Raw genomic sequence first — 19,865 nt, 5'->3', positions numbered from 1 at the left:
ACCGCGCGGCGCGCGGAACTGGACGAACTCGAAGAACAGCCGTTTAGGCATCTGACGGAAGGGCCGAACGGGACGAACTCGCCGTCGTCGAAGGGGTCCTTGAGCGTGCGAGGGAACAGCACCGACGAACGCGCCTCGTCCGCGGTGACGACCGGGCATGTGGGCGTACAGGCGGTGATGCTGATCCCGCACCGCACATCGGGCGTGGAGGAGGCCGCACTCCAGCTGGACTGCCGACGCATCCTCGCAGTCGTGCACCAGGATGCCCGACCCTCGTGGCCCGGGAGGTCAGCGAAACGCTGGGAGCCGGCGTCAGCGTTCGGGCAAGCAGGAAGCTCTGCGCGGGATGCTGGTCAGACTTGCCGACCGCGGCTGGCTGCGTCTCGCCGCTCTATCCTGCTGATTCGGATTCGCCACTCTGACGAGAAGTGTTCTAACCAAGACCCTCCCCCTCTAACGCCACTGCACCGTCCATCAGCTCCGGTAACTTCAATGCGCGGCGCATCTCGGGCAACAGGAGGTAGGGCGCCAGGATTTGGTCGGTGAGCCGTTCCAGCTGGTGGAGCGGCCAGCAGCGGGTCATCCAGATGGGCCACTCCTATTGCGAGGGCTTCCGCACTGCTGTGCGTGCCCTGGGCCTAGAGCAGGCTCGAGGCCGCACGGTGCGGCCAGTCCTGATCAAGTGGACAGTCGCCAAGGGGCGGCCAAGTTGGGTTGGGATCGACCCCCGCATGCACGGGGAGAGAGGCGTTTCGTCGCTGCGGAACGCTCTATTACCTTGCGTCCGTTCTTCGCCCTGAACTACGCGGTGGCAGCCACGTATGGGCCCGTGCTTCTGCAGTGGGGCGAGCATGACTGTGGTGCCCTGGCCGAAACGGTCGTGTAGAGAGGGGCGAGACTCCTTCAACGGGTTTACGGGGAGTCCTGCGTCAGAGGAAGGCGGGAGTGTCGTGTCTGTAGACGGCAGAGCTGGGACGTTAGGCGGTCTGTGAGGGGACTTCCTTGATCTTGCTGACGATGGTGCGTTGGACGATCGCGCTGGTGAACGTGATCGTGCCGGGCTTGATCAGACTGTCCTCGCCGCTGGCTTGGTTGACCTGCAGGATGCGCTGGCCGAGAAACGTGTAGGTCTCCTTGTTGAAGATCCATTCTTCGCGCTGGCCGCTTGCCTCGTCGAGGCGGGCCACGGCGATGCCCTCGCGGCCGGCAGCGTCTCGTGCGTTCTTGACGAGCACGACTCCGGGAATCTTCGCGGCCGTCTTGAACAGTGCGGCAGACAGGGCAGCGGGAGGGTAGGTCTCACCGAGCAGGTCGCCGATGGTGGCGAAAGCCTGCTGTTCCGGGCTGTTGCCCTGGCCCTTGGTCTCCTTGTAGATCAGCTTCAGCAGTTCGTCGGGGTCCGTGGTCAGGTTGGCGAGGAAGTCGTATGAGGGATGATTGAATCCGGCCTTCGGGGTGTTGCCCTGCTCGTCCGGGAGGTTGAGGGTTTCTCCCTTGGCGCTTTCGTTGGTCGTGGGGTCGATGAGCCATCCGTTGACGCCGTCAGGTGAGGCCCAGACTTGACGCTTGTAGGGCTTCTCGCTGACTACTGTCGACTTGTTATCCACGGTCTTGATGCTGGTACTGGCGGTCTTGGACTCAACGTAGACGAACTGGTCTGCCTTGACAGCGGGGTGGCCATCCTTCGAAGCGGCCGTCGCGATCTGGTTCAGCAGGGCGGGAACACCCGCGACGGATCCAGCGCCGATCTTCGTGGTCATAAGCGGGCCCGTGGCAACGGCGGGGGGCTCTTCGGCCGACTTGCCGCTGAACGCCACTCCCGCAGTGACAACTGCGGCCAGGGCGAAGGCTGTTACCGGCACGGTGATGGCCGGGCGCGGCAGCCGGAATCCCCTGCTCTTGGCAGCGGAGGGGCTGCCAGCCTCGCGGTCCTGGGCAATCTTCGACATTAGTGTCTCCTTGTGGAACTCGTGCCGGTCCGCGGGCAAAGCACGCATGGGTGCGGGCAGCAGAGCTGCGGTTTCATCCCATGTTGCGGGGCCGGAGTGAGGCGGGTTCGGGGTCATTCGCTTCCCTTCTGCGTGGGCCGGGCCGGATGCGTTGTCTGCGGTAATACCTGTCGGCGGCGCGCTGAGAGTTCCCGTTTTTCGCCCGCATCTTTCGAAGTGCTGCTCCTGCGGCCAGTCAGCTCGGTCGTGGCCAGGCGCTTCAGTTTTGCCCGAGCACGAGAGAGCCGGGACCGGACGGTGCCCAGCGGTATGCCCAGTGCTTCAGCCGCCTGGCTGTACTCGAGGCCCTCGAACAGACATAGCGTCAGCACCTCACGTTCGGGTCTGCGCATCGACGAGAGTGCAGTGAGTACCGCCGTCATACGCTGCTGGTCGTCCAGGCGGCCAGCCACGTCGTCAGCGTGATCAGGAACCGCAGTTGAAACCTGCGCGGCAGCCGTGACCGCTGCCTTGTATCGGCGGTTGCTGCGGTACTGATTGCGGGCCGTGTTCGTCGCGATTCCCAGTAGCCATGGGCGCAGCGAACCGCCTTCGGCATCGATCTTGTTGTGCAGTCGCCATGCCTCCATGAACGTTGTCGCCATGACGTCCTCGGCCGCTGCCCAGTTTGCTGTCAGCCGGAACGCGTGGTTGTACACCGTGTTCGCATAGGCCTCGTACAGCTTGGCGAAGGCTTGCGGCTTTCCAGCGCGCACCTGAGTTCGTATATCGCTGCTCACGCTGGCACATGTCCGGCAGCCCCTGCGCGTAGCCGTGATCCCCGTCACGCGCGTGGCTGGCAGATGTGGCTCGACCTTGACCGACAGCCGATTGGGGAGGGATTTCCAGCGTCCCAGGTGGGCTTGGTTGCTTGAGCGGGGGTCTGGCATGGGGCCGGCCCGTGAATGCTCGCTGATCGTTTTCGTCCCCAACACACGCTGCGCCCTTGATGGATGGGGTATTCGCGGCAGAGGTCACTTGGGCGGCTCGGGACTGCTGGGCTGCGGTAGCTGTGGTGCGCAGCTGGGATCATGCGGTTGTTGGTGCCTAGGAGATATGCGTGCAGCTCAGGCCGATCCGATTCGTTCTCCTGGTGGGGCAAAACGGACAGTGTCGATCCGTGGGCAGTATCCAGGCGTAGTACGGGTGCGAGGTCCGAGGCGGGTTCTGCCCGACCAGCAACAGCAAGGGAGACCGGCATGGTGAACTTCGACAGGCGACCGGCTAATGGAATACCGGTTGTACCGGCACGCGCAGTGAGGCCTCACGTGGGTATGTGTGATCACGGGCCTTGCGCGATGGCGGATTTACTTGAGGTGGAGAGACTGGATGACCCGCGTTGTTGCGTCGGGCATCATCCGGAAGCGGAGGCTGCTGCAAGCGGGGCTGAGCGGGTAGCGCTCCGCTTTGAGCACAGGCGCCCTTGCCGAAGCGAGGTCTCACCCCGGCTGCTGTCGAGGGTGTAACACCTCCGGGAGCGCGGCTCATCGAGGCAGCCTCAGCCAGGAATCCCCTCCCTTCGGGGAGAGGGGAATGTCAATCGCTGAGTTGTGTGCCGGGAGATTGGCGGTTCTGCTTGTCAGCGCGGCGGGCAGCCCACGTTCGAGCGCGTGGAGCATCGCCGGGGCGCACGCTGGCGTCAATGGGATCGATCGGACGGAGACTTGTCTGCAGGCGCCGGACTCGTTGGTCGATCGCGATGCTGATCTGGATGTGCATCCCATCCCGGATTGTCGAGACGGTGTGATGGTTGATGCAGAGGGCGCGGGCAAGCCAGGCTGCTGGCCAACCCTGGCAAGCGAGTGCAGCTAGCACCTTGGCCGCTTCGTCTGCGCAGGTCAGTCCGCGGCCAGCCAGCGGTAGACCGGTGCCCTGTGGGGGAACTGGTACGCCGAGGACCGCATTGGCGGTGGTGCGTGCTACCTGGAGCGGGCGTTGGTCAGCGGGTTTGAGGAGTCGGCGGATCAGGGTGACGGAGATGCCTGACCTACTCGCGATGTCGTGAGCTGACAGACCGTGACTTCTGAGAACGATGGCGTAGTCGGCTGCAGGGGCGGCGTTGATGCGGCCGGCGCGCCCCTGTGCATACTCGCGGGACCGCTCGCGGCGTGTCTTTCGTGCAGCCTCCAGGCACTGGAGCCGGGTGCAGCCCCCTAGTGGGCGCATGAGCGCTGCCGAGGCGAACCCGGCTGCGACTGGGCCGACGCGAGTTCGCCGTGAGGCGGGGGCCCGATTGCGGAGCGGGCCGGGGAGGCTGGATCGTGCTTTCCGAGTGGAGCCAGCGACTGGCTGCGGGATCACGCGAACAGCTGATGCCGAGGATTGCCGGCGCCGTGCCCGTGCTGCAATCCCTTCATTCGCTCCCCGTCCCATTGGTTTCTGACGAGATGCAGTGCCGACGCAGAGGCTGCTGCGCGAGCCGAGGGCCCTCTCAAGAGGAGTCTTTACGAGAGATGATCGGGCGCATGGTCGGGTGGCACAGGGATTGCTGCCGGGCCGCTTCCAGCGGCCCGGCAGCAATCCCTGTGCCACCCGGGTGTTTACAGGCCGGTCTTTTCCTGGTCTGTCAGAGTGGGGTAGTCGGTGTATCCGGTCGCATCGCCGCCGTAGAACGTGGCCGGGTCAGGGGTGTTCAGGGGTGCTCCGATGCGTACGCGTTCGACCAGGTCGGGGTTGGCCAGAGCCAGCGCGCCGACGGTAACGACGTCGGCGCGCCCGTCGGCGATGTCCGTCGCGCGGGCAGTCAGTTCCGCGCCGACCCGGTTGAGCACCAGAGTGTTCGGCCACAGGCCGCGGAGGGTGTCGAGGAGGTCCTCGTCCCCGGCGTGAGATATGTGCAGGTAGGCGAGTTCGAGAGGGGCAAGCGCGCGGACGAGGGCGGGATACAGCTCCCGGGTGTCTTCCTCGGCGATGTCGTTGAACGGGTTCCCGGGAGAGATTCGGATGCCGGTGCGGCTGGCACCGATCTCCTCGGCCACGGCAGTGGCGACTTCCACGGCGAAGCGAATGCGGTTCTCGATGGAGCCGCCGTAGGAGTCGGTGCGGTGGTTCGAGTTGCTGGCCAGGAACTGGTGGACGAGGTAGCCGTTGGCGCCGTGGATCTCGACGCCGTCGGCGCCGGCGGCGATGGCTGCCGCGGCGGCCCGGCGGAAGTCCTCGACAGTGGCGGCGACCTCACTGGTCGACAGCGCGCGCGGCTCAGGCATCGGCAGGGGCCCCGAGGCGGTGAACATGATGCCCGCGGGAGCGATCGCGGACGGGGCGGTCGGCTGCCGGCCGTGCGGCGTGTTACTGGGGTGCGAGATGCGCCCGACGTGCATGAGCTGGATGACGATCCGCCCGCCAGCGGTGTGTACGGCGTCGGTGACCTTGCGCCAGCCGGCTATCTGCTCGTCGCTGTAAATGCCGGGGGTGAGGAGGTAGCCCTGACCGTCGGCGGAGGGCTGGGTGCCCTCGGTGACGATGAGGGCGTGTGAGGCGCGCTGGGCGTAGTACTCGGCGTTGAGCTCGGTCGGAACGCCTTCGGGGGTGGAGCGGTCCCGGGTCATCGGGGCCATGGCCAGGCGGTGCGGCAGGGCGATGTCGCCTATGGCGGTCGGCGTCCACAGAGCATCCAGCGCGTTGTCGGACATGACAGGTCTCCTATCGAGAGCGAAGGCAGGGGCGTAGTGCCGCTCCGCCCCGGCGGGCCGGTGGCGCAGCTCAACGCAGATATGAGGGACTCAGTGCTTCTGGCGGGGTGCCGCGGCGGCTTTTGGGGTGAAAGCGTGTATCTGCTGCTTGTGTTCGACTACGGGCCAGATGGCGAAGTGGTTCACGACGACGCGCGGACGATGCCCACCTGAGGGTGGGGCCGCAGGGTCGATCGGTGGAGCGGCCGCTTCGTTCGGGGGCCAGGCGGCCCGCGCCCTGGTGCTGGACGGCTGAGGGCAGAGCCTCAGTGGAAGTCTGCGAGGGCAACCGGTCGTTGGCCCGCGCGCGGGCAGGGCCGGCAGGGGCCCGTACTGCCCCAGTCAGAGCCGCAGGCCGAGGCTGGCGGATGGGGCGAGTGGCGTGCGCCGCCGGTGCGACCGCGCAGCCCGCTGTTCCGGGAGGGCGGCGATCGCATTGGCGGGCGCGTTCACGGGGGGCGATGCGGTCAGTTGGTGAGGGTGCGGCGCACCCAGGTGTAGCGGGCGGCGAGGGCAGCCTGGGACAGGGCCGCGGCGGGGGCGGCGCCGTCGAAGATGTGGAAGCCTCCGGCCCACACGTGCAGTTCGGCCTGTACACCTGCGGCCCACAGTCGGGAGGCGTAGGCGACGTCTTCGTCGCGGAAGACCTCGGCGGAGCCGACGTCTATGAAGGCCGGGGGCAGGCCGGACAGGTCGGTCGCCCGGGCGGGCGCGGTGTAGGGGGAGACGGCGTCGGTGGTGCGCCGTTCGCCGAGCAGGGCGTTCCAGCCCGTGGTGTTGCTCTCGCGACTCCAGGATCCGGTTCCGGCGTACTGCAGGGTGGAGGTGGTCTGGTCGCGGTCGTCGAGCATGGGGCTCATCAGCATTTGTGCTATTGCCTTCGGGCCTTGGCGGTCGCGGGCAAGCAGGGCCACTCCAGCGGCGAGGCCGCCGCCGGCGGAGGTACCGGCGAGCAGGATCCGTTCGGGATCGATGCCGAGGTCAGCGGCGTGGGCCGCGGTCCACACGAAGGCGGCGTAGGCGTCTTCCACCGGGGTCGGGTCGGGGTGCTCGGGGGCGAGTCGGTAGTCGACGGAGACGACGACGGCGTTGTGCTCCAGGGCGTAGTCGAGGATGTTCGCGATGCCGGTGAACCGGTCGCCGATGATGAATCCGCCGCCGTGGAGGAAGTAGATGCCCGGTCCGTCGGTGGTCCTGCCATGCGGGGTGAAGACGGAGGCGGTCAGCTCTCCGTCAGGGACGGGCACGGTGACTATCTCGTGGTCCATGGCCCGGGTGGCGAGCACCTCTTCGATGGGGGCGGTGAAGGGAGCGGCTCGCAGCGGCTCGATCATGTCCGCCGTGAATACGGCGGGCAGCGGGCTGGCTGCGAGGAGCGTGCCGAGTTCCGGGTCGTAGGGAGGGCGGACGGAAGTCTGCGTGTCGGACGGTGCGGTCACGATGTACTCCTGGAAGGGATCAGCGCGGGCCGCTGACGCGGCCGGCATGGGGGTTTGGCCCACGGCCCGGCGTTTGCCGGGCCGATGCCGTGCAGGTCAGGGGATCAGGACGGTCTTACCGGGCAGCTGTCCGGCGGCGGCCTCGTTGTGGACGGCGGCGAGGTCGGCCAGCGGCCGCCGCTGGGCGACGTCGATCTGCAGGTCGCCGGCGTCCACCTTGGCGACCAGTCCGCCAAGCTGGGCGGCGTCGCTGTGGACGAAAACCCGAACCGTGCGCACGTTGCGCCCGGGGTTGTCGGGACCGGGAGTGGTGGTGCTGACGAACGCTCCGCCGTCGGCGACGAGGTCCACCAGGGCCGCGGTCTCCTCAGGACTGGTGGGCGCGAGGTTCAGCACCACGTCGAACTGCTGCCCGGCGACCGCCTGCGCCAGTGGGGTGACGGTGTGCTCGACGATCTGGTCGGCGCCGTAGGAGCGCAGACGGTCGATGCTGCGCGGGCTGGCGGTGGCCGTGACGGTGGCACCGGCCTGACGGGCCAGCTGGACGGCGTAGCCGCCGACAGCCCCGCCTGCGCCGTTGATCAGAACGGTCTGTCCGGACTTGAGGTCCGCGTGCTCGAAGAGTGACTGCCAGGCGGTCAGGCCGGTCGAAGGAAGTGCGGCAGCGTCGGCCAGGGCAACGTTCCTAGGCGCGTGAGCAAGGGCCTCGGCTGGCGCGATGGCGTACTCGGCGGCCGCTCCGGGCTGGTTCATCGGCAGGAACGCGACCACGCTGTCCCCCACGTTCCAACCACTGACTCCCTGGCCGACCTCAGTGACCACGCCGGCCAGGTCGAAGCTCGGGATGTGCGGGAAGACCAGGGGGAACACGTCGCGCAGGAAGCCCGCGCGGATCGCGGTGTCCACGGGGCTGTATGTGGTGCCGGCTACCCGCACGACCACCTCGCCTGCGCCCGCCGTAGGACGGTCGGCGTCTTCGTACGCCAGGACGTCGGTGTCGCCGTAGGCGTGGTACCTGACTGCCTTCATGATCACTCCTTCATCGCATTTGCTTCGAACTCGAAGCACACTGACCATAACTTGCTTCGAATGCGAAGTAATGCCGCGCTTGGTTGTGACCCTCGTCACACATGATCCGACAGTGTGCTTTGAATTCGTAGTACGTAGGCTGGACGGATGTCCGAGATCCGCCCCGACGCCGATGGCGTCCAGCCGCTTGACCCCGCGCAGCTGAACACCTACTTCGTGCTGCTGGAGTCCGTCAGCCTGCTCCAGTACCAGCTCGAGCAGCAGCTGCGCGCTGACGGCGGCATCAGCTACGTACAGTTCGAACTACTGGCCCGCCTTGCTGACGCACCCGGGCCGCTCACCATGACCCAGCTCGCGGACGGCGTCGTGTACAGCCGCAGTGGCCTGACCTATCAGGCAGGCCTGCTGGAGAAAGCCGGCCTGATCACTCGCAGTCCCGCCCCCGACGACGACCGCGCCACAGCCGTTGCCCTCACCGACGAGGGCTTTGCCCTGATCCGCCGCATCCTGCCCGGACACATCCAGCTCGTCCGCCACCTGCTGTTCGACCCGCTGAGCGACAACGACCTGCAGGATCTCGGCAGCATCATGACCCGCGTACGCGACCACATGCGCGCCCAGCCACCTCGCTCTGCCGCAGCCCGCAAACGCCGTGCCCCCGCTCCAGGCGCTGCCCCGGTGAAGGACTGACGCTCTCAAGGAACGCTCTGCGCGTTCCACGACCCGCTGCCGCCGGACCGACTCTGGGCCAAGCACGCCAACGGCTGCGCGGCCAGTGGAGAAGATCCCCACCCATAGCCTCGCACCGTCGGCTTGCCGCAGACCGCACCATCCGCGCCGGGTCCGACCGGCTCATCCAAGCAAGACCGGACGCGCTGGTTGCCGGAGCTGACAGAGCGCACCCCATCGACAGGCGGACCAGCCTGTTTCGGAGCGAAGGGTCCGAAATGTCAGCGATCCCGCCCAGGTAGTGGAGGAGCTGAGGCTGCTCCACCACCTGCCCTGACCGAAGGGCCACCGCGCAAGCACTGCCCACTGGATCACCAGTCAGATCGCCGACGGATCCTGGGATCCCCCCGGCACCGCTTTATCTGGGCACGCATCGCCGACAGCCCGGGCCACCCCGAAGCGTCGATCCATGGGTCCACTGCACACGACAGCAGTCCCTGGATCTGTGCGAACCAGTGCACGCTCGTCCTGAACTGCCGGAACGGATCAACGCGCGACGCGTGGAATCGGACGAACCCGAAGAACGCCGACGGAGCAGCTGGTGGAGGCGAGGAACGGGTCGGGGCGAACCAGTCTTCGCAGCATCGGCTCTTGAACGGTCAGCGAACAACTGGCTGGCGAGCGCGTCGCGGCGGTGTCGACGTCGGCAAGCGGGCGGGCCGGAGCTGATACTGCCATCGCACCGGGGCGGAAGGGGTGTGCTCCAGGCGGACTATCAGCGCATCCGGGCCACTGCAGTCGGCGAATGCGTTGTTTGAGCGTTTCGCCGGTCAGTCGCTGTTCTCGGGCGGGGTGATCTCCGTGCCATTGAGTTCGTGCTGCCACAGGAGTTGGCACATACGGTCGACGGCAGCGGTGAGGTGGCGCCGGTACGTGCTGAAGGGGATGCCCAGCCGTTCTGCCGCTGCCTCCTGAGTGGGGGAACCCTTGAAATAGGTCACCATGACTGCGCGGTGGCGTTTGTCGCCGCCTCGCTCCTCGAGCAGTGCGTCTGCTGCCAGCTTGAGCACATCGGCCAGGGGCCTGGTGCTCTCGGCGATCAGACGGCTGCGGTTCAAAGGGTTGGAGGCGAGCAACTCAGGACGCCTCAGAGACCGGAGGGCGTCACGCACGGCGGCCTCGAACTCGGGGCGGGAAAGCACGGTGAGCTCGGCCGAGCGCTCCAGGGGAGTCTGGACCATGGGCGTACCCGTGAGCATCGCATTGCTTTTTTCCAGGAGCCATGGGCTCACCGGCTGCGCACGCCAGTCGTGGAAGAACATGGCGTATGAGTGGTCTCCGACCACGGGGCGCGACTCGGCGGGCACCATATTGATGTCGCCGAGGTGGGCGTTCCAGAAGCCGTCGTCGCGCATGACGACGTAGGAGCAGGCCAGACGTTCGCCCCGGATCATCTCTCCCGTGGCCCGCCACTGCATGAGGGTCATGGGTGCCGATGGCCTCTGGTAGGCCTGGCTGCTGACCGAGAATCGCTCGATGCCGATGTGCTCTCCGGGGCGTGGGGGAGCGACGGAGCATGCGTGGCGCCATGCTGCGGAAGCGATGGGGTCGGAGGCGATGTCCTCGGAGAGGCGCAGCCATGCTGAGAATGCGTCGAGCACTCCCGTTTGCGTGGAGCGGTAGATGCGAAAGGCTTCAGGCTGGCGGTCGAGCCAGTAGGAAGCGATGTGTTCCGATTCTTCGCCCTCGGCCTCCCGGACGAGTTCCAGTACGCGAGTGCGGTCCTGGGGGGTGTAGGGCTGGTCTTCTACGAGGCCCGCCTCGCGCCATCCGTTGAAGTCGGACATCGCGCGGTCGGTGCGGAACAGGTAGATGAGGCTCCCGGTGGCCTGCAGCATCTCTGTCTCGGGTGCGGAGCGCAGTCGGCCGAGTAGATGCTCACGCATCGCGTGGTGCATGGCGGAGAACCCTTCAGGGTTGCGCCAGCGCAGGTCGGCTTCCAGGAGTTCGCGTACAGCGTCGTGGGGGAACAGGCCGGTTGCGGTGGCCTCCACGAAGGGCTGATGGCGCAGCCATGCGAACAGTTGCGGGGCATCGTCGCCGAGCATGGCCTGTAGCAGCGACTCTGTGGTGATGTAAGCGTGGGCGCAGACTTCCAGGGCGTTGCGGCGCTGCTGGTCCGGGATGTTCCCGATGAGCTGCGGCAGGAGGGTGGCGATGACGTCGTGGCTCGGCGTCCACTCGGGAGAAGCTGTCGCGTCTTTCAGAGTGACGGCGGCAGCAAGGGCCAGGGCCAGAGGATTGCCGCCGGTGAAGGACAGGAGTGCCGCGTGGGTCTGGCGCGGTACCCCGCGTACGCGCAGGAATTCAGCCGCGTCCCGTGGGACAAGGTTGCGCAGTGCGGTGACCTTGAGTAGATCCGCCCAGCCGGGATCCGAGGTTTGCACGGGGTCTGGTGGAAGGCGGCCGGCGATGACGACGAGGTTGCCTTCGGGCAGTTTCGGCAGGAAACGGTCCCACAGCCATCCTTCGAGGCCCTGGCAGCGTTCGAAGGTGTCCACCAGGAGTACGGCGCCTGGATCTTGGACGGCCACCTTGGCTGCTTCTGCGAAGCCCTCCGGCGTTGGGCTGATGATGCGGCCGTCGACCTCGACGACGGGCCGTCCCGCGGTTCGGGCCTCTTGGGCCAGTCTGCGCAGCAGCATGGATTTGCCGATGCCACCGGGCCCGTGGAGATAGTGGACTGGGCTGGCTGCCGGGTCACCGGCCAGGGCCGCGCGGAACAGGGCGATCTCGGTCTGGCGGCCGACGAAGGCTCGCTCGCGGCCCGCGGCCAGGCTGTCGCCGAGCGCGCGATACGGGCGGTTACCTTCGCTCACTGTCGGCTCCTCTGCCTGATCAACCGGATGGTTGCTTATCTGAGGAGATTACTACTGGCCGGTTCGGTGGCAGCGTTGTCATGTCGGTGCCGGGCGGGCCGAGCGGATCTCGATGTGGTCACCCTGTTTTGACCAGGTCAGCGCGGGCTCTGGCGTATTCGGTCCTGAGGGTTTGGGACAACCGGTCCGGCCCCAGACGATGCAGGAGGCGCTTGCGCAGTGTTCTGCGCTGGCTGGGTGTTGTCGCTGCCCAGATGCCGTCGTAGGCGAGCGTAGGGTTGGCGAGAGCCCAGATCAGGCAGGACTTGGCCACCGGACACCGGCGGCAGAGGGCTCCGGCTGCCAGGACCTCACGGGTCTGCGGGGCGTAGCTGTCGAGAAAGAATCCCCGAGACCCGGCGCAGGGTTCCGCGCCGGTGGTCGGAGGCAGTGGTTCCATCGGAAGCATCGAGGGTTGTGTCATTTCGGCCCCTTGGTCTGTGTGGGTCCGGGGGTGCCGGCCCGTCGGCTGCCTGCTGTGCGATTCATGATTCCGCCCCTTTTGTTTGGCACTGTCTGTACGGGCGAAGGCACGGGACGGTTCGGTGTCAGTGTCTTGGGCGCGCGGGTACCGGCTCTGAGCTTGGCGCTCGGCTGCGGAATGACTAGAGAAACGATCTGTCGTGTGAGCAGTGAATCGGGACACCATCGAGCCATCATTCGGGGACATTGCTGAGAGGGACGCGCATGCGTGTACTGGTGTCCGGAACCGGCTTTACAGGCTTGGTGGCCGCCCTAGTGCTGGCCGCGGACGGGCATGACGTCACGATGCTCGGCCATCCCCTTGCCGGCGGCGGGTCGCCTTCTGGGACGGAGCACCTGGATCCGGTTGGGGCATCGCATGTGTTGCTGCCGGAACTGCTCGACGTGTTGGCGCGGGAGCTGCCCGAACCTGCTCGGCTGCTGCTGTTCCACGGTGCGCAGCGGGTAGCGCCGGCGGGCTCGGATGGGGCTGGGGGCAGCCTCGTCATCAGTCGTGAGCGAGCGCGGCGGATTCTGCTCGTGGCGGCGTCGGCCGCGCCCGGGCTGACGCTGCGCCTGGATGACGGCATTGAGTCTCTCCTGACGGGCAGATCACGTATTGCTGGACGTCCGCACATCAGCGGCGTGTTGACCACCCGTGGCGAAGCCGTCTTCGCCGACCTGGTGGTGGACAGCCGCGGCGATGGATCACCCATTCCAGGCTTGCTGAGCGACGTGGGCGCCCCCCGGCCAGGCGAGGAGTACCAGGACAGCGGACACCGGCTCTATTCGGTGCGGTTTCGTGTCCCGGAGGCCACCGCAGAGGCCGATCCCTGGACACTGACGCTGAGGGAAGGGTTGTGGGCTGCCAGCCTTGCCTCAGACGGCGGCTGGTCTCTGACGCTGTGCACTCGAGATGACGACGAGCCGCTCTATCCGCTGGCAGGGGTTGCTGCCTGGCGTCGGCTGGTAGACCTGTACCGGCCGTCTCTGCTACCACGCGGGGCGGAGCTGCTGTCCGGGGTGTGCACGACGCTGCGGGCGGAAAGCGGGTGGCGGCGCTTCGTTGTGGGCGGCGAACCGATCGCCACTGGTGTGATGGCCGTCGGAGAAGCCTGGGCGACGTGCCATCCACTCCTGGGCATCGCCCCATCCCTGGGCACGGCACAGGCTTTGCTGTTGCGCGACACACTGCGCACCGCGCCACCGGGAGACGCAAGAGCAACTGCGTTGCTGCTGGATCAGGCTACGGCGGACGTCTTGCTGCCCGTCCACCAGCGCGCGATCGGCGTAGAAACGCGCTTCTACGACGGAGCCGAAGCCCAGGTCAGGACCTGGCCCGAAACGATCCGCTGCCAAGACGACGGGGAGTCGGCGTTGGCGGTCCGCACCGCGGCAGAGCGAGAGCAGCCGAACCACATACTGCTATCGCGGGCGTTGGTCAGGCGGCTGGAGGCCCTGCAGCACTCAGCCGGCCAGCGGAACCTTCCATCCCGGCGTGACCTTCTCCAAGGCCTTGCCGGATGAGTAGGTCGTCAGCGCTGCGCGAGGAACGAGGAGATAGCGGATGATGCAGACCGGTTCTTCAGTAACGGGTGACCAACATCCGCCGCTGCCGATGCCATTGGAGGAGCAACTCTGCTTCGCTCTGTATGTGGCATCTCGGGCATCCGTCGGCAGATACCGCCGCGTCCTGGCAGAACTGGGGCTGACGTACCCGCAGTACCTGGTCATGCATGTGCTGTGGGAGCGCGGCCCGGTTTCGATGGGCGAACTTGCTGTGGCTCTGCGCCTGGACTCGGGGACGCTCTCGCCGTTGGTGAAGCGGCTAGCGAGCAGTGGGTTCGTTGATCGGCAGCGCAATCCTCAGGATGAACGCCGCGTCGAAGTCTTCTGTACAGAAGCCGGGGACGATCTGCGCCGAGCAGCGCAGGGCATTTTCGTCGATTTCCGTGATGAACTCGACTTTTCCGGAGGCGAGTTCGAGGCACTCGTCCACTCGCTGCACGCGCTGGCCGAGCGGTATGGGTAGCGCGCTGTGGGGCTACCCACAAACGGCCACAGACGCATCGGTGATGCCAGTGGCGATGCCGTGGCGGACTCTCCTTCCTCCGCAGGTTCCCTCGTGCTGGAACCTCCAGACCGGCTCTGAGGATGTCGGCAGCCTCTGTGCCGCCTTTAGCGAAGTGTCCGGCTGCTGGCGTTCGAGTTGAAGGCGAGAACTGGGGCAGCCGTCGTGTTATCGAAACCTGATGACGTGACGCACCAAGGAGTAACCGGATCAACGGCTGAACCGGCGAGGCCGAGAGGACGTAGAGCTACGCGGTGGGCTCTCACGCGTGTGCGGCCCTCACTTGTCCGTGCGGATGGTATGGCCACGAAGGCGTAGGAGAGCACGTCGTCCGGATTGTCCGGCAGGCGGGTGGTCCGAGGCATCGTGCACCGCCCACGACCCGCCGACCGTAGTTCAGAAATGGTCATACCGTGCTGATTTTTTCGCTCGTAGGTGCTGCACTGACGCTCTTCAGCATAGGAGTTCTTACCGACCCACGGCGCTTCATCAACGCTGTCATGCTGGGCCTGGCCCTGACCCTCCTTGCAATCGGCCTTGTAGATCTTGCCATGACCGCTGCAGCGGGCCTGCTGTTTGGGACTCTCGCCCTCGTGGTGGTCGCTCTCCTCTTCGGCGGGGTGCTGTTCTTCGTCTACTACCTGATCACCAATGGTCTGGAGATGCTCCGCAAGGAAGGAAGGCGGTTGGGCAACCTCCTGTCCTTGCTGGCTGGTGTGGCGATCGTGGTGGTCGGTGTACTCTTCCCGGTCGCCGTGTACGCAGACCTCGACCTGCTGACCCTCGCCATGGGCATCACCCTCGGGCTGCTGTGCTACTTCGCCTTTCTCTTTGCATGCTTCGTCACGTACGGATACCTCTACGGACGCCTCAAGGTCCGGAAGCAGCTGGACTTCGTCGTCGTCCTCGGTTCCGGCCTCATCGGTGGCACTCGCGTACCTCCGCTTCTGGCGAGCCGACTTGAGCGGGCACGTGAGGTCTGCGAGAGCCAGGCCGCCCAGCACGGCATCCGGCCCACCCTCATCACGTCTGGTGGCCAGGGAGCAGACGAGTCAATGCCAGAAGCCGAGGCGATGGCGCAATACCTCATCGATCGCGGGTTTCCTGCCGACACCATCGTGAAGGAGAACCAATCCCGTACCACACTCGAGAATCTCCGCTTCAGCAAGGCGATCATGGAAGGCAGTAAACCGAAGTACCGGTGTGCTGTGGTCACAAACAACTTCCATGTGTTCCGTGCTGCCCTCATCGCACGCGATATAGGCATGCGCGGTCAGGTTCTCGGATCTCCCACTGCGGCCTACTTCCTGCCCAGCGCAACACTGCGGGAGTTCGCCGCCATCCTGATCTCCCGCTGCAAGCTGGCCAATCTGGCCGTGAGCCTCGTGATCATCCAGCAGTGCTGGGCCATCGTCGCATGATCAGGCGACGCGGTTCATCCTGCTAACGCTGCGCAACCGTCGCTGACGCCCCATCATAGGGCTCAGCACGGTTGCGAGAGCAAGTCCACCGCAGACACAGGACACTTGTAGGGGCCACCCCGGGTGGTCGCCTCCGCATCCCACGAGAATTGATAGCAAGAGCGGGTAAATGCCCGCTGCGGTAAGGATGACGCACCACAGGCGACTTTCACTGGGACCCCTGCCGAAAGCCACCGCAGCCATGGCCACAAGCATGCCTGTGACCATCACCCCTGTGTAGGGCAAAGCGATGAGGACCACTCCCTCTCCATTCGCGGGGACAGCCACCGCACGATCCAGGTTCTTCAGCATTCGAACGTCGCAGGCTCCATGCCTCACAGTCTGGACGTCGGAGTCTGGCCGTTGGAGTGACAAGCACGCCAATACCCAGCAGTCCTTCTACGTCCTGTGTTGCGCTTCGGTTCATTGCCATCGGCAAGGACTGAGTTGAGGCACCCCATGGATTGGGGAATCCGTTTCCCCTGGGTCTTCCGTGCTGCCTTCCAACGCCGATGCCGTTACCACGTCTCACCGGTGAGAGCGCGGTCGCCAGCTGAATTCCCAGCATGGCTGACCTAGTGCTCCGTAGCTCTCAGGCTTCGGCCTCGAGATTGGCACGGCCCTCGCGTCGCTGCACCTTGCCGAGTGGACGCATACCTACAGCCGTTCGTTCGGTGTGGAGCCGGCGCTCGTGGACTTCGCGTTCGGGATCGAGTCGGCGTTGGGATGCGTCGAACATCGTCCGCGTGACGGGGCGCATCAACGTGAAGCGGTTGGGACTGCCCTCATGCTCGACGCTCGCGGAGCGGCTGGCAATTATGTCGTGACCACGACGGAGGAACTTCGCCGCAAGGGAATCGGAGCAGCTTTGACAGTTGCCCCTGCAGGCGGGCAGGGAGTGGGCTGAGCATAGCCACCCTGCAGGCCAACGAATTGGGGCTTCTGTCTATCGCGGAATGGGTTTCAGAACTGTTGCTGAATACCAGCTCTTTCATCTGGCGGCCGATTGATCGAGGCGAGTCTGTCGCCTGACGACGCAGGGCTGATTCATAGTCCCGGGTGACAGTAAGAAGCGGCAGGTCACAGGGGGGTGACGAGCCTTCACGATGTCGGCCCCGCATGCAACGAAGCTCCGATGATCAAGGTGGCCTACCAAGTCGCCTGATCACCTGTGAACGGTCGGACAAGGCCGTGATCTGCCAGGGCGATGCCGGCGGTCCCGCGCTGCGCGGCAGTGGCGACCAGGCCGAGGTCGTCGCGGTGGCCTCCCGTTCATGGCAGGGCGGTTGCCCGATGACCTCGTGTCCCACGGAGGTGAGCAGCGGAACGAGCGCCCGGCCGATCACCCCGGTGGTTCCGGCAACGAATACACGCATGATGACTTTTCCTGATGTCGTGCCCCTGGGTGTGTCCCGGGGCATTTCGGCATCAGGACGGGCGAGTGGCGCCCCGCGTGACAGGTCCGCTATGTGACCTGCGCGACAGCGAGGTGGTAGCCCCTTCACTGCGCGGACGCTGAGGCCGTCGTGGTGTCAGGTCTCCAGGCCGTCGAGCCATTCCTGGACCTCTGCCGTACGGGAGCTCGTGAGTGCACGCAGCCGCTCCAGGGCCTCGGTGCCCAACACCCGCGCCTCCTGCAGGTTCCCGGAGGCGGCCACGGCACGAGCGGCTCCGGCCAGGCCCAGGGCGGCAACCTCTTCCTGGCCTGTGCGTTCCGCGCCCGCGCCTGCTGCTCGGTACATCTCTCCGGCCGCTGCGAGATCTCCCTCGGCTTCGTGAACCACGGCCAGTCCCAGCCGCAGGCGAGCCAGCGCCGGTGCGTTTCCTCGCTCCAGACGCGTGGCGCGCAGAAGCAACTCGCGTGCGGCGGGGGTGTGGCCCTGCGCCAATTCGTATTCGGCGGAGGCTTCAAGGGCGCCTGCCAACGGCTCGCGCATCGCGACCTGTTCCGCGATCCGCAGACTCTCCGCCAGATGGCGCTCGGCAGACTCGTGCGCTCCGGTGGCCAGTTCGTATCGGGCCAACTCCCGTAGCGTCTCACTGAGTTTTTCGGGGCGGTTCTGTTCGCGGACCAGTTGTTCGGCTTCTTGCAGGAGGCGACCGCCGCCCTCGAGTTCGCCGGTCATGACCAGCACCCGGCCGTTGTTGACCAGGATGGGGACGCGCTCGTGGTAGTCGAGGTCGCGGGCCAGTTGCAAGGCCTCTGCGAGCAGGGTGCGGGCCCGGTCGTGGTGGCCGCGTTCGATGGCGAGCCAGCCGAGACCGTGCAGCGCGTCCACCTCGTCGGTGGCCAGGTGTTCTCTGCGGGACAGGTCCAGGCATTCCTCGAAGAACGCCGCGGATTCCGCGTAGTCGCCGGCCAGCGCTCGCATCCAACCCGCGACCTGCAGCAGGCCCGCGATCTGGGCGGGCTCTCCGCTCTCGCGGGCGAGCTCGAGCCCGCGGCGCAGATGCGTGGCGGACTCGTTGTGCCGCCCCTGAAGTCCCGCGACCCACCCAATGCCCTGCAGCGCCGGCACGGCTTCGGCACCCTGGGCACCGATCAGGGCGTCGGCGAAATGCCGCCTGGCACGCTCCAGGTCGCCACGCATGCCGGTGCTCCAGCCCATCTTCAGGAGGATTTCGACGACCTCGCCCACCGAGTCGGTCTGTTGGGCGCACTGCATTCCTTCGTCGAGATACCGGTCGCCCAGCCTCAGCTCGCCCCGCTCGAGAACGACGCTGCCCAGGCGCAGCAGGGTGCGGGCCTCGGCCCGTACGTCCCCCATCGCGCGTGCCGCGTGCAGGGCGTGTGCAAGGTGCGGCTCGGCCACGGTGTACAGGCCGCGGTGGATGAGCACGGGATAGGCGGCTTCTACGCCGTCGAGCAGCGCTTCGTGCAGACCGTGCTGGTGCGCATGGTCCAGCGCCTGCAGGATGTTGCCGAGCTCGCGCTGGAAGCCCTCACTGGTCATGGCACCTTCCTCGGCTCCATCGGCCCCTTGGCGGATCATGCCCACGAACACCTCGACCATGCGGCGTTCCGCGGCGGCGGGGATGCCCTTGGCGCGTACAAAATCATGTACCACCTGGTGCATCGCGCAGCGGTCCTTGCCGGCCGGCTCTACAAGTCCCGCTTGCAGGACGGTGTGCAGGGTCTCCGGCGCCGCCCCGGTGACCGCTTGTGCCGGGCCCGATCCGAAGGTGTTGGGTTTGGGAGGGAATGCGGCCAGGTCGCACAGGGCCTGCTGCGCGGCGGCGGACAGCCAGGTGTAGCCGACGTCCAGCACCGCGAGCAGGGAGATCGGCAGGTCACCGGGGATGCTGGGGTGTGCGGCGCTCGGCGCCTGCCGCCGCGCCAGCTGCAGGCGCTGCTCGGCCAGCCGTAGACGTTCGAGTGTCTCGGCGACACCCGGCTGCCCGCCCAGGGCCGCGCCCTTGAGGTGGTGCCCCATGAGGGTCAGGGCCAGCGGCAGCCCGCCGACCAGGGAGACCAGCTGGGCCGCCGCCGGCGGATTGGACTGTACGGCGTCCCCGGCGAGCGCCTCCAGCAGGTGCAGGCTCTGCTCGTGCAGCAGTTCGTCCACGTGCAGTACGCTGCCGCCGAATTCCAGCGCAATTCCCGGGAACCTGCTGGTCACCAGCTGGGCGCAGTTCGGCCCGCCCACCTGCAGAGCCAGCGCGTCGTCGGGGTCCCAGGCGTCATCCACGATCAGCAGGAAGCGCCGCGCGCCGATCTTGCGGTGGAGTGCCTCGGACCAGCCGGCCACGGTGTGTTCTCGCAGGTCCTGCGCGCTCAGCCCGACCTGCTCGCCCCACTCGGCCAGGTGACGCAGCACATCGCAGCGGACACCGAGGCCCGCCCACAGCACGCCGTCGGGGTAGCGGGCCCGGACCGCTTCGTCGTAGGCGAGGTCCAAGGCGAGTGCTGTCTTGCCGACACCCGGCAGTCCGTACAGGCCCACGACATTCCCGGTGAGCAACTGGCGGATCCGGTCGCGCAGTTCGTCCCGGCCCACGAGCAGGCCGGTGGGCCGGCTGGGGGCGAGGAACGGCGCGGGCAGTTGCGGTGCGTGCCGGTGCACGGTGACACGGTTGTGATCACCGATCAGGGCGAGCTCGACGGGCCCTTGGAACTCCACGTGCTCCGGTTCGGACCGTTCCACGGCGCCGGGTGGA

12 protein-coding genes are annotated in these 19,865 nt (G+C 66.6%); 4 read left to right on the top strand and 8 right to left on the bottom strand.

The window, feature by feature from the left end; genetic code table 11:
* Window positions 1-977: 977 nt before the first annotated feature.
* The 5 genes from OOK38_RS32945 to OOK38_RS32925 form a co-directional block, all read right to left on the bottom strand.
* Window positions 978-2,066 (bottom strand): CU044_5270 family protein, encoded by a 1,089-nt coding sequence (locus OOK38_RS32945; RefSeq protein WP_266849659.1) that lies wholly within the window; start codon window positions 2,064-2,066, stop codon window positions 978-980.
* A complete protein-coding gene (locus tag OOK38_RS32940) occupies window positions 2,063-2,728 on the bottom strand; it encodes an RNA polymerase sigma factor (RefSeq protein WP_266849658.1) in 666 nt (221 codons plus the stop codon). Before OOK38_RS32940 ends, OOK38_RS32945 begins: the two co-directional genes overlap by 4 nt.
* 1,800 nt (window positions 2,729-4,528) lie before the next feature.
* A complete protein-coding gene (locus OOK38_RS32935) occupies window positions 4,529-5,620 on the bottom strand; it encodes an alkene reductase (RefSeq protein ID WP_266849657.1) in 1,092 nt (363 codons plus the stop codon).
* A 506-nt stretch (window positions 5,621-6,126) separates the two neighbouring features.
* Complete coding sequence (locus tag OOK38_RS32930; RefSeq protein ID WP_266849656.1) at window positions 6,127-7,098, bottom strand: alpha/beta hydrolase; 972 nt, start codon at window positions 7,096-7,098, stop codon at window positions 6,127-6,129.
* Window positions 7,099-7,194: 96 nt separating this feature from the next.
* Entirely contained in the window at window positions 7,195-8,127 is a 933-nt protein-coding gene (locus OOK38_RS32925) for an NADP-dependent oxidoreductase (RefSeq protein WP_266849654.1), read from the bottom strand.
* 147 nt (window positions 8,128-8,274) lie between these two features.
* Here OOK38_RS32925 and OOK38_RS32920 point away from each other — a divergent pair, with 147 nt between their 5' ends.
* Window positions 8,275-8,817: a MarR family winged helix-turn-helix transcriptional regulator gene (locus OOK38_RS32920; protein WP_266849652.1), complete on the top strand. Its 543-nt coding sequence runs from the start codon at window positions 8,275-8,277 to the stop codon at window positions 8,815-8,817.
* 809 nt (window positions 8,818-9,626) lie between these two features.
* On the opposite strand, the gene OOK38_RS32915 is transcribed toward OOK38_RS32920, so the two are convergent.
* Together OOK38_RS32915 and OOK38_RS32910 are read right to left on the bottom strand one after the other, a co-directional pair.
* Window positions 9,627-11,675, bottom strand: coding sequence for an ATP-binding protein (locus tag OOK38_RS32915; protein ID WP_266849650.1), 2,049 nt, complete (start codon window positions 11,673-11,675; stop codon window positions 9,627-9,629).
* Window positions 11,676-11,793: 118 nt separating this feature from the next.
* Window positions 11,794-12,114 carry a WhiB family transcriptional regulator gene (locus OOK38_RS32910; protein ID WP_266850005.1) on the bottom strand — a complete coding sequence of 107 codons (321 nt, stop codon included), beginning with the start codon at window positions 12,112-12,114 and terminating at the stop codon, window positions 11,794-11,796.
* A gap of 287 nt (window positions 12,115-12,401) precedes the next feature.
* Here OOK38_RS32910 and OOK38_RS32905 point away from each other — a divergent pair, with 287 nt between their 5' ends.
* The 3 genes from OOK38_RS32905 to OOK38_RS32895 all read left to right on the top strand — a co-directional run bounded on the left by OOK38_RS32905 (window position 12,402) and on the right by OOK38_RS32895 (window position 15,668).
* Window positions 12,402-13,703, top strand: coding sequence for an NAD(P)/FAD-dependent oxidoreductase (locus OOK38_RS32905; protein WP_266849648.1), 1,302 nt, complete (start codon window positions 12,402-12,404; stop codon window positions 13,701-13,703).
* 40 nt (window positions 13,704-13,743) lie between these two features.
* Window positions 13,744-14,208 carry a MarR family winged helix-turn-helix transcriptional regulator gene (locus OOK38_RS32900; protein WP_266849647.1) on the top strand — a complete coding sequence of 155 codons (465 nt, stop codon included), beginning with the start codon at window positions 13,744-13,746 and terminating at the stop codon, window positions 14,206-14,208.
* A gap of 452 nt (window positions 14,209-14,660) precedes the next feature.
* Entirely contained in the window at window positions 14,661-15,668 is a 1,008-nt protein-coding gene (locus OOK38_RS32895) for a YdcF family protein (RefSeq protein WP_266849645.1), read from the top strand.
* A 1,571-nt stretch (window positions 15,669-17,239) separates the two neighbouring features.
* On the opposite strand, the gene OOK38_RS32890 is transcribed toward OOK38_RS32895, so the two are convergent.
* A complete protein-coding gene (locus OOK38_RS32890; protein WP_266849643.1) occupies window positions 17,240-19,852 on the bottom strand; it encodes a tetratricopeptide repeat protein in 2,613 nt (870 codons plus the stop codon).
* Window positions 19,853-19,865: the final 13 nt, after the last annotated feature.

The sequence above is a fragment of the Streptomyces sp. NBC_00568 genome, from assembly GCF_026341855.1.
Taxonomy (GTDB): Bacteria; Actinomycetota; Actinomycetes; order Streptomycetales; family Streptomycetaceae; genus Streptomyces.
The sequence above is the reverse complement of the archived record's forward strand: the minus strand, read 5'-3'. Positions and strand labels throughout refer to the sequence as shown.

Coding starts and splice junctions, on each gene's coding strand:
- OOK38_RS32945 (WP_266849659.1), bottom strand. CDS start 2,066: ATGACCCCGAACCCGCCTCACTCCGGCCCCGCAACATGGGATGAAACC.
- OOK38_RS32935 (WP_266849657.1), bottom strand. CDS start 5,620: ATGTCCGACAACGCGCTGGATGCTCTGTGGACGCCGACCGCCATAGGC.
- OOK38_RS32925 (WP_266849654.1), bottom strand. CDS start 8,127: ATGAAGGCAGTCAGGTACCACGCCTACGGCGACACCGACGTCCTGGCG.
- OOK38_RS32920 (WP_266849652.1), top strand. CDS start 8,275: ATGTCCGAGATCCGCCCCGACGCCGATGGCGTCCAGCCGCTTGACCCC.
- OOK38_RS32910 (WP_266850005.1), bottom strand. CDS start 12,114: ATGGAACCACTGCCTCCGACCACCGGCGCGGAACCCTGCGCCGGGTCT.
- OOK38_RS32905 (WP_266849648.1), top strand. CDS start 12,402: ATGCGTGTACTGGTGTCCGGAACCGGCTTTACAGGCTTGGTGGCCGCC.
- OOK38_RS32900 (WP_266849647.1), top strand. CDS start 13,744: ATGATGCAGACCGGTTCTTCAGTAACGGGTGACCAACATCCGCCGCTG.